The organism is Prauserella marina (assembly GCF_002240355.1).
Classification (GTDB): domain Bacteria; phylum Actinomycetota; class Actinomycetes; order Mycobacteriales; family Pseudonocardiaceae; genus Prauserella_A; species Prauserella_A marina.
The window spans coordinates 1,565,969-1,579,007 of sequence record NZ_CP016353.1 but is presented as its reverse complement, the minus strand read 5'-3'; the positions used below and the strand labels follow the sequence as shown (position 1 = coordinate 1,579,007).

The 13,039-nt window shown below is 68.3% G+C and carries 12 protein-coding genes; 4 read left to right on the top strand and 8 right to left on the bottom strand.

What is annotated here, in order from left to right; all coding sequences use genetic code 11:
* Window positions 1–63: 63 nt before the first annotated feature.
* Window positions 64–1,473, top strand: coding sequence for a mycothione reductase (locus tag BAY61_RS07225; RefSeq protein ID WP_091800151.1), 1,410 nt, complete (start codon window positions 64–66; stop codon window positions 1,471–1,473).
* Here the strand turns inward: BAY61_RS07225 and BAY61_RS07220 are convergent.
* The gene (locus BAY61_RS07220) at window positions 1,464–2,624 is read right to left on the bottom strand and encodes a CynX/NimT family MFS transporter (protein ID WP_245866172.1); all 1,161 of its coding nucleotides are present in this window, start codon (window positions 2,622–2,624) and stop codon (window positions 1,464–1,466) included. The genes BAY61_RS07225 and BAY61_RS07220 overlap by 10 nt on opposite strands.
* 170 nt (window positions 2,625–2,794) lie before the next feature.
* Between BAY61_RS07220 and BAY61_RS07215 the strand changes: the two genes are divergently transcribed.
* Window positions 2,795–3,478, top strand: a complete 684-nt coding sequence (locus BAY61_RS07215) for a FadR/GntR family transcriptional regulator (protein ID WP_091800145.1) — start codon at window positions 2,795–2,797, stop codon at window positions 3,476–3,478.
* A gap of 169 nt (window positions 3,479–3,647) precedes the next feature.
* Here the strand turns inward: BAY61_RS07215 and map are convergent, their stop codons facing one another.
* The 3 genes from map to BAY61_RS07200 form a co-directional block, all read right to left on the bottom strand.
* Window positions 3,648–4,505: a type I methionyl aminopeptidase gene (map, locus tag BAY61_RS07210; protein WP_091800142.1), complete on the bottom strand. Its 858-nt coding sequence runs from the start codon at window positions 4,503–4,505 to the stop codon at window positions 3,648–3,650.
* A 56-nt stretch (window positions 4,506–4,561) separates the two neighbouring features.
* Window positions 4,562–6,385 (bottom strand): penicillin-binding transpeptidase domain-containing protein, encoded by a 1,824-nt coding sequence (locus BAY61_RS07205; protein ID WP_091800139.1) that lies wholly within the window; start codon window positions 6,383–6,385, stop codon window positions 4,562–4,564.
* Between the two features lie 85 nt (window positions 6,386–6,470).
* Window positions 6,471–7,325, bottom strand: a complete 855-nt coding sequence (locus tag BAY61_RS07200; RefSeq protein ID WP_091800853.1) for a GNAT family N-acetyltransferase — start codon at window positions 7,323–7,325, stop codon at window positions 6,471–6,473.
* A 223-nt stretch (window positions 7,326–7,548) separates the two neighbouring features.
* On the opposite strand from BAY61_RS07200, the gene BAY61_RS07195 reads away from it, so the two are divergent.
* Entirely contained in the window at window positions 7,549–8,376 is an 828-nt protein-coding gene (locus tag BAY61_RS07195) for a mycofactocin-coupled SDR family oxidoreductase (RefSeq protein WP_091800136.1), read from the top strand.
* 29 nt (window positions 8,377–8,405) lie between these two features.
* Complete coding sequence (locus tag BAY61_RS07190) at window positions 8,406–9,260, top strand: mycofactocin-coupled SDR family oxidoreductase (RefSeq protein WP_091800133.1); 855 nt, start codon at window positions 8,406–8,408, stop codon at window positions 9,258–9,260.
* Here BAY61_RS07190 and BAY61_RS07185 read toward each other — a convergent pair.
* From BAY61_RS07185 to BAY61_RS07170, 4 genes are all read right to left on the bottom strand, one after another.
* Complete coding sequence (locus tag BAY61_RS07185) at window positions 9,238–9,645, bottom strand: VOC family protein (RefSeq protein ID WP_091800130.1); 408 nt, start codon at window positions 9,643–9,645, stop codon at window positions 9,238–9,240. The genes BAY61_RS07190 and BAY61_RS07185 overlap by 23 nt on opposite strands.
* Window positions 9,642–10,496 carry a helix-turn-helix domain-containing protein gene (locus BAY61_RS07180; RefSeq protein WP_091800128.1) on the bottom strand — a complete coding sequence of 285 codons (855 nt, stop codon included), beginning with the start codon at window positions 10,494–10,496 and terminating at the stop codon, window positions 9,642–9,644. Before BAY61_RS07180 ends, BAY61_RS07185 begins: the two co-directional genes overlap by 4 nt.
* A gap of 40 nt (window positions 10,497–10,536) precedes the next feature.
* Complete coding sequence (ispG, locus tag BAY61_RS07175) at window positions 10,537–11,679, bottom strand: flavodoxin-dependent (E)-4-hydroxy-3-methylbut-2-enyl-diphosphate synthase (RefSeq protein ID WP_091800125.1); 1,143 nt, start codon at window positions 11,677–11,679, stop codon at window positions 10,537–10,539.
* Window positions 11,680–11,832: 153 nt separating this feature from the next.
* Window positions 11,833–13,038 (bottom strand): M50 family metallopeptidase, encoded by a 1,206-nt coding sequence (locus BAY61_RS07170; protein WP_091800122.1) that lies wholly within the window; start codon window positions 13,036–13,038, stop codon window positions 11,833–11,835.
* Between the last annotated feature and the right edge of the window lies 1 nt (window position 13,039).

Sequence of the window (13,039 nt, the reverse complement as noted above, 5' to 3'; positions counted from 1 at the left end):
ACTCCACCGGCAACAGGGTTGGTGTAGACGGATAGCGCCGACCACCGTCTGAAGGGTAACGCCGTGCCGCACTACGACTTGGTGATCATCGGGACAGGGTCGGGCAACTCGATCCTCGACCAGCGCTTCGCGGACAAGAAGGTCGCGATCGTCGAGAAAGGTGTGTTCGGCGGCACCTGCCTCAACGTCGGCTGCATCCCCACCAAGATGTTCGTGCACACGGCAGACGTGGCGGCGACGCCGTCGGTCAGCTCACGGCTCGGGGTCGACGAGGAACTGACCGGCGTGCGGTGGAGGGACATCAGGGACCGCGTCTTCGGCAGAATCGATCCCATCGCCTCGGGAGGTCGCGACTACCGCCGCCGCCATCCCAACAACGCCAACGTCACGGTGTACGAGGCCACGGCGCGGTTCACCGGTTTCAAGGAATTGACCGTGATCAGTGCCGACGACAGCACCGAGGTCGTGACGGCCGACCAGTTCGTGCTCGCCGCGGGCGGCAGGGCGGTCGTGCCCGACATCGAAGGGCTGGCCGACCTGCCGTACTACACGTCGGACACGGTGATGCGCATCGACCGGCTCCCCGAGCGGATGATCATCTTGGGCAGCGGCTTCGTCGGTGCCGAGTTCGCGCATGTCTTCGGCTCGCTCGGCGTCGACGTGACGATCGTCGCGCGATCCGGCGCGCTGCTGCGGGTCGAGGACGACGACGTCAGCCGCAGGTTCACCGAGCTGGCGAGCGACCGGTTCGACGTGCGGCTCAACCGCACGACCGTCAAGGCCCGGTCCACCGGCGACGGGGTGGCACTCGACCTTGAGGGACCGGAGGGAGCCGAGACGGTCGAGGCGGGCCTGCTGCTGGTCGCGACGGGGCGCACGCCCAACTCGGATCTGCTCGACGTCGCGAAGACGGGCGTGACGACGTCGGCGAAGGGCCACGTCGAGGTCGACGAGTATCAGCGCACCGCCGTGGAGGGCATCTACGCGCTCGGCGACCTTTCGTCGTGGCAGGAACTCAAGCACGTGGCCAATCACGACGCGAGGGTGGTCCAGCACAATCTGTTGCATCCGGACTCGCCGGTCAAGGCCAATCACGAGTTCGTTCCGCACGCGGTGTTCTCCTCACCGCAGATCGCCTCGGTGGGACTGACCGAGCGCGAGGCGGCGGCGCGCGGCATCCGCTACGTCACGGCGACCCAGGACTATGCCGGGATCGCCTACGGATGGGCGATGGAGGACACGACGGGCTTCGCGAAACTGCTCGCCGATCCCGACACCGGGTTGCTGCTCGGCGCGCACATCATCGGCCCGCAGGCTTCGACGGTGATCCAGCCGGTGATCCAGGCGATGAGTTTCGGGCTCGACGCGCGCTCGATGGCCCGTGGCCAGTACTGGATCCACCCCGCGATGCCGGAGCTCATCGAGAACGCGCTACTGAACCTGCCACTGACCGAGCGGGAAGATCAGACGTAGCGGGGGCGGCCGGCCAGCCAGCCGAACACCATCTGGCCGATGACCACGACGAGCAGCAGCGCGAACGACGCGGTCCAGCCTCCCGTGACGTCCCGCAGCACCCCGAAGGCGAACGGGCCGGCCGCGGCGAGCAAGTAGCCGAGGCCCTGTGCCATACCGGACAACGTCGCCGTGTCCTCGCTCGTGCGGGCCCGCAGCGCGATCGTGGTGATGGCGAGTGAGAAGACGCTCATGCCGATACCGGCGAGCACCGACCACAGCAGCGGCGCAGCCGAGGGCGCCAGCATCAGCCCGGTGATACCGATGACACCGAACGCGCCGAGGACGACGATCCACCAGCTCTGCCCTCCCCTGCGGGCGGCGAGCGGCGGAACCAGCAGGCTCACCGGGAGCCCGACGAGCGACACGAGGCCCATCATGAATCCCGCCGAGGTCCTTGTCACGCCCGCGTCCATCAGTACCTGCGGCAGCCAGCCCATCATGATGTAGGCGAAGCACGCCTGGGTGCCGAAGAACAGGGTCACGATCCAGGCGAGCGGACTGCGCAGCAACGACCGGCCGCGCGTGACCGAGCCGGACGACAGCTTGGGACGTCCCGGGATCGTCCTCGTCGCCACGATCCACACCACGAGCGCGACGGCGGCAAGCACCGCCCAGCCGCCGAGCCCGAATCGCCAGCCGCCGAGCGCGTCGCCGACCGGCGGGGTGACCGAGGAACCGAGCGCGCCGCCGGTCTGGAGCGCGGCGGTGTAGATGCCGGTCATCAATCCGATGCGCGCGGCGAAGGACGCCTTGACCACGACCGGGATGAGGACGTTCGCCAGCGCGATACCCGCGCTGGCCACGAGTGTGCCGCCGAGGACGACGAGCGGCCCGTTGACGACCCGCAGCACGAGACCGGCGGTGAGCACGGCCAGCGCCGTGCCGATGGCCGCGTTCAGACCGATCCGCCTTGCCAGCGCGGGAGCGGCGAGACCGGCGACGGCGAAACAGAGGCCGGGCAGCGTGGTCAGCGCGCTCGCCCACGCGGCGGGAGCACCCAGCGTCAGCCGCATCTCGTCGAGGACGGCTCCGACCGAGGTGATCGAGGGCCTGAGGTTGAGGGCCGCGAGTACGACGGCAACGGCCAGCAGCAGCCCGCCGCCGAACAGCGCCCTGCCGCGGAGGCGGGTGTCACGAGCGGCCCCGGAGCCGGAGACGTCGGCGTCGGTGACATCGGTGAGCGTCGTGCTCACGTTGTCACCGACGGATGTCCCACGATCAGCAGCCACGTCGGCTACCCTAACAAAAAGGTAGGATGATCGGTTGAGAGGACGTAGAGATGCCGTTGGCGAGCACTCGTCGATCCGGCCTGGTCGACCAGGTCATCGGCCAGCTCACGGAAGCCATCAGGACCGGGGAATGGCCGGTCGGCGAGCGCATCCCCACCGAACCGGAACTCGTCGCCGAACTGGAGGTCGGCCGCAACACCGTCCGCGAGGCGGTGCGCGCGCTGGCACACGGCGGCCTGCTCGAAGTGAGGCAGGGCGACGGCACCTATGTCAGAGCCACCAGCGAGGTGTCCGGCGCGGTCCGCAAGATGTGCGGGACGGAACTGAGGGAAGTGCTCCAGGTACGCAAGCCGCTCGAAGCCGAGGGCGCAAGGCTCGCCGCGACCCAGCGGACCGACGCCGACGTGCGAGAGCTCACCCGGCTACTCGGCGAACGCGACGACGCGTGGCTGGCGAAGGACTACGAGACCTACGTGCGCGTCGACGCGGACTTCCATCTCGCCGTCGTCGAGGCGAGCCACAACACCCTGCTCGCCGAGTTGTACCGGGGGCTGACCGAGGTGGTGACGGCGAGCGTCGCGGCCACCACACGGACCGAACCGGCGGAGACCGAGTCGATCGGGCACCACGACCTGCTCGCCGCGATCATCGACGGCGACGCCGACCGCGCTGCCGCCGAGGCATGCGGCTTCCTCGACGAACTGCTCGCGCGCGGCAGCGAGGAATACGACTAGGGCGTGGCTGACAATCCTCTGCCGTGCGAGCGGGGATCAGCGTGGTTCCTCGCAAGGCGGAGGGAAGTCCTCGTACCGGGTCGTACTCGGGCTTTCCGACAACGCGGCGAGGGGCCACGCTGACCCCGCGCAGCGGGCAACGGGATTGTCAGACAGGCCCTAGCCCAGGTCAGGGCAGCGTGAGGATCTCAGCCCCGCTCTCGGTCACCACGATGGTGTGCTCGAACTGGGCCGTCCACTTCTTGTCCTTGGTGGTGACGGTCCAGTCGTCGGCCCACACGTCGTAGTCGATGGTCCCCAGCGTGATCATCGGCTCGATCGTGAACGTCATGCCCTGCTCGATCACCGTGTCGACGGAGGGCTCCTCGTAGTGCAGCACCGTCGGCGCCGTGTGGAAGGCGGGGCCGACACCGTGCCCGGTGAAGTCCCTCACCACGCCGTAGCCGAATCGCTTGGCGTAGGACTCGATGACCCTGCCGATGACGTTGAGCTGCCTGCCTGGACGCACCGCCTTGATCGCGCGAGCCGTTGCCTCGCGGGTGCGGTCCACCAGCAGCCTCGCCTCCTCGGAGACGTCACCGGCGAGGAAGGTGGCGTTGGTGTCGCCGTGCACTCCGCCGATGTAGGCGGTGACGTCGATGTTGCAGATGTCGCCGTCCTCGATCACCGTCGAGTCGGGGATGCCGTGACAGATCACCTCGTTGAGCGAGGTGCAGCACGACTTGGGGAAGTTGCGGTAGCCCAGCGTCGAGGGATAGGCGCCGTGATCGATCAGGAACTCGTGGACGACCTTGTCGATGTCGTCGGTGGTGTTGCCCGGCTTGACCGCCTTGCCACCCTCTTCCAGCGCCTGCGCCGCGATCTTGCTCGCGATCCGCATGGCCTCTATGACCTCGGGGGTCCGCACGCCGTTGCCGGTGTCCCGTTTGGGCGCTGGCTTGTCGACGTACTCGGGACGCGCGATGGAAGCGGGGACCGCGCGGCGCGGCGCCTGGACACCTGACTGCAATGGGGCACGAACGGGCATACCACCAGCCTACGACCCGCGCGACGTACCGATCGCCGGACTGGTCGATCGCGCTTTCATCGCAGGTCAGCGAGGAACCGGTGGGTCACGTCGACGGCGGGCGAGGACGAGTTCGCACCCTCGACGAGCACGGCGAACGCGATGTCGCCCTGGTATCCGGCGAACCAGCCGTGCGCGTTCTTGCCGTCGCCGAACTGGGCGGTTCCGGTCTTGCCCGCAACCCCGGGAAGGTCGTTCAATGCCCGCGCGGTGCCGTCGGTGACCACCTCGCGCATCATCGTCCTGACGGTGTCCAGCACCTCGGGCTTGACCGGCTCGCCCAGCCTGGTCGCCTCGGAAGCCATGCCCCTCACCAGGCTCGGGGTCGGCGTTTTGCCGGTGGCCACCGTCGAGACGGCGACCGCCATCCCGAACGGGCTCGCCAGCACCGTGCCCTGCCCGATGCCGTTCTCGGCCCGCTGCACCGGATCCTCGGCACGGGGCGCCGAGCCGGTGATGGTGGTGATGCCAGGCACGACGAAGTCGGCGCCGATGCCCAGATCCTGCGCGCTCTTGCCGAGCGCGTCGGCCGGCAGCCCGGCCGCCAGCTGGGAGAACGTGGTGTTGCACGACCTCGCGAATGCCGTGTGCAGCGGCACCTTCCCCAGCGCGAACTCGTTGTCGTTGGGAATGCGCCGGTTGCCGATCGTCGTCGTCGCCGGGCAGTCCACTGTGGAGTCGGCCGTGGTCGCGTTCGCGGTGAGCGCGGCGACCGCGGTGACGATCTTGAAGGTGGAACCGGGCGGGAACCGGCCGGTGAGCGCGACCGCGCCCTGTTCGTCGGCCTTCGCGTTCTGCGCGACGGCGAGCAGTTCGCCGGTGGATGCCTCCATCGCGACGAGCATGGCCGAGCCGTCCGCTCCATCGAGCGCTCGCTCAGCTGCGGTCTGGGCCGCGATACTGAGCGTGCTCGTGAACGCCTCGGCGGGCTTGGGCTGCTCGTTGTGCAGTTCCCCGCCTTCGGCGCCGGTCGCGCTTACGGTCACGACCCGCCAGCCCTCGGTGCCCGCCGCCTTGTCCTGCACGGTTCCCCTGATCGCGGGAAGTATCTGGCTTCCGAGGTCCTTATCGACGGCGAGCAGGCGTTCCTGGCTGGTGAACCGTACGCCGGGCAACTCGTAGATGGCGGGCTTGACCCGCTGGTAGTCGGCCGATCGCAGGGCTGCCACGACGTAGGGCTTGCCCTTTTCGGTCTTCTTGATTCCTTCGAGCACCGACCGCTTGGTGATGCCATCGTCGATCGGGTTGAGCGCGGAGCCGAGCGCGCCGGCGACCGAATCCAGTTCCTCCCCCGCTTCCTCCGGATCCACCAGCACGCTCACCACGGTGTCGGTTTGCAGCAGCGGAGCGCCGTCCCTGTCGAGCACGGGCGCGAGCGGAGCGGGTTGCGTGCGCAGCGCGATGGTCTGCTGCGCGCCGAGTTCGGGGTGGACGAGCGAGGGTGACCAGCGCAGCTTCCACTCGCCGTCGATGGTGCGCAGCTTCGCGGTCGCGGGGTAGTCCCAGCGCCCTCCGTTGCCGAGCCGCCATGCGAGCGAGTACTCGGCGCTCGCCTCGGCCGCCCCCGAGTTCTCCCCCGTCTCCTTGGCCTCGTGCACGGTGCCCTTGACCGAGCGCGGCTTCAGCGCCGAGCGAGCCTGGTCGAGTACCGCTTTCGCGGACTTCGGCGAATCGGTCAGCGCGGCGGCGGCCGCGGTGTCGCCAGCGGCGAACGCGCCGAGGAACTCCTCGGTGACCTCCTGGGGGCCGTTCCCGCCGAACACGCCGCATCCGGCCACGACGAGCGCCACGGTCACAAGTACGGCACCGACCCTGCCACCCCTCGCGGCCCGGTGGGCCACGCCACGTCTCCGTTGCACGCAAGCAGGGTATTGCGCGCCACCGACATCGGCCGCACCGGCGTGTCCAGGCGGCGGGCCGAACGGCTCAGAACAGTACGGTGGCGTACCGGCCGACCTGACGGAAGCCGATCTTGCGGTACACCGAGAGCGCGGGAGCGTTGTAGCTGTTCACGTAAAGGCTCGCGGTGCGGCCCATCCCGGTGACGAGCCGCTCGGCGACGGCGGCGGTTCCGGCTACGCCGAGCCCCTGCCCTCGCCGGTCGGGGTGCACCCACACGCCCTGGATCTGGCCGACGCCACGCGACAGCGCGCCGATCTCGGCCTTGAACACCACTTCGCCGTCGTCGAACCTCGCGAAGGCCCTTCCACTTGAGATCAGCTCCGCGACCCTCGCCCGGTAGCTCGCTCCGCCGTCTCCAGCCCTCGGATCGACCCCGACCTCTTCGATGAACATGGCGATGGCGGCGGGAAGGTAGCGCTCCAGTTCCTCGACGCGCACCGCGCGCACGCGCGGATCGCCCTTCGTCCTCGGCCTGCCGTCGAGGGCCATCAGCGGCTGGTCGTGCCGGACCTCCCTTGCCGGCCCCCACTCCGTCGTCAGCTCGTCCCACAGGCCGAGTACCTGCTCGGAGGGCCCGACCAGCGAGGAGCAGGTGCGCTGCCGCCGCAGCGCGCGGTCGGCGAAGGAACGCAGCGCGGCAGGGGTGCCGCGCAACGGGATCATGTTGGGGCCGGAAAAGCACAAACCTTGCAGGCCACCACCACGCGAGGGCCTGCCTTCGGTCCCCCACAGTTCGCCGCCCAGCCGCCATGGATCGAGCCCGGCGATCTCGATGCGTGCGGACACCATGCAGGCGCCCACCGGGTCCGCGGCGAGCGCCGCGCGAACCGCCGGGTAATCCTTGTCGTCGAGCAGCCGCGCTCCTGCAAGCCGCAACACGTCGACAAGCCTGCCAGAAGATGCCGGGTTACGGAAAAAATAACCGCCGGACAACACGGTCGGACGCGTGAAGCCCACCGGATCCCGGCATCGGGGCCGCCGCACTGTCGATCGTGGACAGCACAGACGGCGCCGACGAAAGCACTTTACTTATGTCACCGCGTGTCATAATCTCCGCAAGCAACGAGTACCGGTGTCACAGTCGACGTCACGGAGGCGCTTCATGGGGCGGTTAGCTGGCAAGGTCGCTTTCATCACGGGTGCCGCACGCGGGCAAGGGCGCAGTCATGCCGTGAAGCTCGCCGAGGAAGGCGCCGACATCATCGCGATCGACACGACCGCCACCGTCGGGAGTGTCCCCTATCCGCTGGCGACGGCGGACGATCTCGCGGAGACCGTCCGCCAGGTCGAAGCACTCGATCGCAGGATCGTCGCGGCCGACGCCGACGTCCGCGACACCTCGGCACTCGCCAAGGTCGTCGAGCAGGGAGTCGCCGAACTGGGCAGGCTCGACATCGTGCTCGCCAACGCGGGCATCTCGTCACCGGCACCGACACTGGAGATGAGCGATCAGACCTGGCAGGACATGATCGACATCAACCTGACGGGCGTGTGGAAGTCGCTCAAGGTGTCGGTCCCGCACATCGTGTCCGGCGGGCGCGGCGGTTCCGTCGTCATCACCAGTTCTCTCGCCGCGATCTACGCCAACGAGAACACCGCGCACTACTCCGCGGCCAAGGCAGGTCTCGTCATGCTCATGAAGGTCATGGCAAAGGAACTCGCCCCGCACGACATCAGGGTCAACACGGTGCATCCGACGACGGTGGCCACCGACATGATCCTCAACGAGGCGACCTACCGCCTTTTCCGGCCCGACGTCGAGAACCCCGGCCGCGCCGAGTTCGAGGAAGCCGCCCGCACGCTGAACAGGCTGCCGGTGGCAGCGCTCGAACCGGAGGACATCACCAACGCGATCCTCTACCTCGTTTCCGACCAGGGTCGCTACGTCACCGGCACGACCCACGTCGTCGACGCCGGTGGTGCTCTCTGACCAGGCAAGGAAACCCCGGGAGGACCGGCATGGGCCTGCTCGACGGCAAGGTCGCCCTCATCACCGGTGGCGCGCGAGGCCAGGGCAGGGCGCACGCGGTGACCTGCGCGAAGGAGGGCGCCGACATCATCGTCGCCGACATCGCGAGCCAACTCTCCACTGTGGACTACCCGATGGCGGAACCGGATGATCTCGCGGAAACGGTGACGCTCGTCGAGGCACTGGACAGGAGGGCGATCGGGGTCCAGGCCGACGTCAGGGACCAGGCCGCGCTCGACGACGCCGTCGCACTCGGCATCGCCGAGTTCGGCCGGATCGACATCCTGATCGCCAACGCGGGCATCTGGACCGGCGGCTCGTTCTGGGAACTGACCGAAGTGTCGTGGGACGAGATGATCGGCACCAACCTCACCGGGGTGTGGAAATCGGCGAAAGCCGTGGCCCCGCACATGATCGAGCGCGGGAGCGGATCGATCGTGATCACCTCGTCGGTGAACGGCCTCGAACCCGGTCCCGGCTACGCCGCCTACGTCTCGGCCAAACACGGCGTCATCGGCCTGATGAAGAGCATCGCGCTCGAACTGGCACCGCACGGGGTGCGCTGCAACGCGATCAGCCCCGGCGCCATCGACACCCCGATGATCAACCACCAGCGCGCGTGGAACATGTTCGCTGGGCACGAGGGCGGAACCGAGGCCGACTTCCGCACGGCCGGATACCACTACGGCGCGCTGAAAGGCACGACGTTCCTCGATCCCCGGGCCGTCGCGAACGCGGCGCTCTATCTCAATTCCGACCTCGCCGAGGCGGTCACCGGAGTGACCATCCCGGTCGAGGCCGGACACCTGCTGCTGCCGGGGGTCAACCAGTCGCCGGTGAGGTAGTACCCGGGTAGGTGCCGAACGTCCACACGTTGCCCTCGGTGTCGGCGATACCGACGTTGCGGGAGCCGTAGTCGGTGTCATACGGCTTCTCCGCGATCGTGGCACCCGCGGCGAGTGCCCTGCCATACACGGCGTCCGGATCGTCGGCGACGACGTAGATCCACTGTGGCGACTCCGGCTTCGGCAGGTCGTGCCCGCACTCCGAACGCGAGCCGTACATGATCCCGCCGCCCTCCGGCCACACCAGCTCGCCGTGCGCGATCGCGACTCCGTCCTCGGCGCGCACGGTCAGGGTCTCGGTGAACCCGAAGACCTCGGTGAGAAACGTTCGCGCGGCCTCCGCGTCCCGGTACAGCAGGGACGGCCATACTCCTGGATTGTTCATGCGAAGGAGTCTGACCGCTCGCCTTCGGCCCCGGCTTGCAGAAATGGGAGCTCTTCGGCGATCCAGGCACCGGGGCTACAGCCCGCGAGGGCCTGCCACTCGTTGGTCAGGTGGGCCTGGTCGTAGTACCCGCACAGCACGGCGAGTTCCGCCAGCCCTCCCCTCGTTGCCGTCGGCTCGCCGCGCAGCAGGGTGTTTGCGCGCTCGAAGCGCAGCACCCTGCTCGCCTGCTTCGGTGAAAGCCCCAGCTCGCGCCGGAATCGTTCCCCGAAATGCCTGCGGCTCCAGCCGACCTCGCTCGCGAGATCGGCGACCCTGAGTGCCCCAGCGGCACCCGTCAGCCGCCGCCACGCCCACTCGATCTCGGCAGGCACGCCGCCGCTTTCCGCGAGCTGCGCTCTGAGCACCGCGTCGAGTACGGCGAACCGGCCCCGCCAGGTCGGTGTCTCCGCGAGCCTTGCCGCCAGCGACGCGAGCGCTGGCGAGCCGAAGTCGGCGAGGTCGACGATGTCGCCTGCCAGTTCGGCCGAGGAGACTCCGAGCAGGGCCGCCGTGCCGAGCGGGTTCAGTTCGAGCTGGATTCCACTCTGGAACGCGTCCTGGGCGATCAAAGCGGGCCCCACGTGTATTCCGCCGACGAGTCCGGTGAGGCTCGACGGCTTTCCCGTGCCGTCCGGCAGGGCGAGCACGCGAATGGGCGCGGCGAGACTGATGCTCACGGTGACGTGCCTGCTCGGCAGGCCGCGGTGCACGGAAGGCAGATTCCCGCTCTGGGTGTAACCGATGTAGCGGGAGACATGACGGCGCAGCTCGGGGTGCGGCTCCCGCACAGCCCACTCGTCGCCCGCCATCACCCCAGCGTGTGCGCTTTCGCCGCGCCGGGCAAGTGACTCAACCGACCGTGACGACCGGCTCACCCTGCTCGCCGGACTCCTCGGCGATGCGCATGGCTTCCTCGATGAGGGTTTCGACGATCTGGTGCTCCGGCACCGTCTTGATCACCTCGCCCTTGACGAAGATCTGGCCCTTTCCGTTGCCGGAGGCGACACCGAGATCCGCTTCCCTCGCCTCGCCCGGCCCGTTCACGACACAGCCCATGACAGCGACGCGCAGCGGAACCTCCATGCCCTCCAGCCCAGCGGTGACCTCGTCGGCCAGCTTGTAGACGTCGACCTGCGCCCTGCCGCACGAGGGACAGGACACGATCTCCAGCTTGCGGGGCCGCAGGTTCAGCGACTGCAAGATCTGCGTGCCGACCTTGACCTCTTCGACGGGAGGGGCCGAAAGCGACACCCTGATCGTGTCGCCGATGCCCTGGCGCAGCAGCGCGCCGAAGGCGACGGCGGACTTGATCGTGCCCTGGAACGCGGGGCCCGCCTCGGTGACGCCGAGGTGCAGCGGATAGTCGCACTGCTCGGCGAGCAACTCGTAGGCCCGCACCATCACGACGGGATCGTTGTGCTTGACCGAGATCTTGAGGTCGTGGAAGTCGTGTTCGGCGAACAGCGACGCCTCCCACAGCGCGGACTCGGCCAGCGCCTCTGGAGTGGCCTTGCCGTACTTCTCCATCAGCCGCTTGTCGAGCGAACCGGCGTTGACCCCGATGCGAATCGGGGTGCCGTGCTCGCCGGCGGCCTTGGCGATCTCGGCGACCTTGTCGTCGAACTTCTTGATATTGCCCGGATTGACCCGCACCGCGGCGCAACCCGCCTCGATGGCGGCGAAGACGTACCTCGGCTGGAAGTGGATGTCGGCGATGACGGGAATCTTCGACTTACGGGCGATCGCCGGCAGCGCCTCGGCGTCGTCGGCACTGGGGCAGGCGACCCTGACGATGTCGCAACCCGCCGCCGTCAGTTCGGCGATCTGTTGCAGGGTGGCGTTGATGTCAGCGGTGACGGTGGTGGTCATCGACTGTACGGAGATCGGATGGTCGCTTCCGACGCCGACCTGGCCAACCTGGAGCTGGCGGGTCTTTCGGCGTTCGGAGAGTACGGGGGGCGGAGTGGCCGGCAAACCCAAATCGACGGTCATCGAATCCTCTGCAAACGGTCTGCGAACGCGTCAGCACCAACGATACGTCAGCGCTACTGCGGAATGGGGTGAACACGGTGCGCCGTTACGGTGAGCAACATGACAGCGTCGTCAATGACCGGAACGGCACGCGAACATGGATCGGCTGCGCCGTCAGGGCGCGAGTCGAATGGGATTGACGATATCGGCAGTCACGGTGAGTAGTACAACCGCTCCGCCGATGACGACGATGACTGCCGTCACCGCGTTGAGTTTCGAGTAGTCGACCGGTCCTCCAGGCACCTTGCCCCGCAGCTTGCGGAGCCAGTCCCTGACCCGCTCGTACCAGGTCACCGCGATGTGCCCGCCGTCGAGCGGCAACAGCGGCAGCAGGTTGAAGATGCCGATGAAGAAGTTAAGGCTGGCCAGCAGGAACAGGAACACTTCCCACAGGCCCTGCTCGACGGCCTCGCCACCGATCCGGCTCGCACCGACGACACTGACCGGCGTGTTCGGATCGCGCTCCGCACCGAAGATCGACTCCACGACGGCGGGGATCCGCTCGGGGAATTCGAGCAGCCGCTGCCACGTCTCGGCAAGCAGGTCGCCGGTGAAGACCGCGGTACCGCCGAGCGCGGCGACCGGCCCGTAGGGCAGCAGGCTCGCCGGGGCGACGCCGATGGCGCCGACCTGCTCGGTTCCACCGCCCTGGACCGGCCTGGTCACCTGCGGTACGTCGACGTTCAGCGTCGTACGCTGCCCGTCCCTGAGCACGGTGATGTCGGTGGGGCCGGAGGAGTTCTGCACGGCCACGAGCAGCTGGCTCCACGACGTGATGTTCTGGCCGCCGACCGCGACGACCTCGTCACCGGCGAGCAGACCGGCCACCTTCGCGGGAGCGGGGTCGCCTGGCTGGCACACCGGGTCGTTGACCTCGGCGGCGGTGGCACCGCCCCTGACACACTCGGAGACCTCGGAGACCACCGGCTTGCTGGTGAGGTTCGGCAGCCCCATGGTGATCGCCATCAGGTACAGCACGATGAACCCGAGGATGAAATGGGTCACCGAGCCCGCCGAGAGCACGACGGTCCGCTTCCACGTCTTGTAGCGGTACATCGCCCTCGGCGCCTCGTCCGGCGTCACCTCGTCGAGAGCCGTCATTCCCGCGATGTCGCAGAAACCACCGAGCGGGATGGCCTTGAGGCCGTACTCGGTCTCACCTCGGCGGAACGAGAAGATCGTGGGCCCGAAGCCGACGAAATACCGCCTGACCTTCATGCCGAAGGCCTTCGCGGTGAGCATGTGCCCGGCCTCGTGCAGCGCGACGGACACGCAGATCCCGAGTGCGAAGAGCACGACTCCCAGGATGTAGACGAGCACG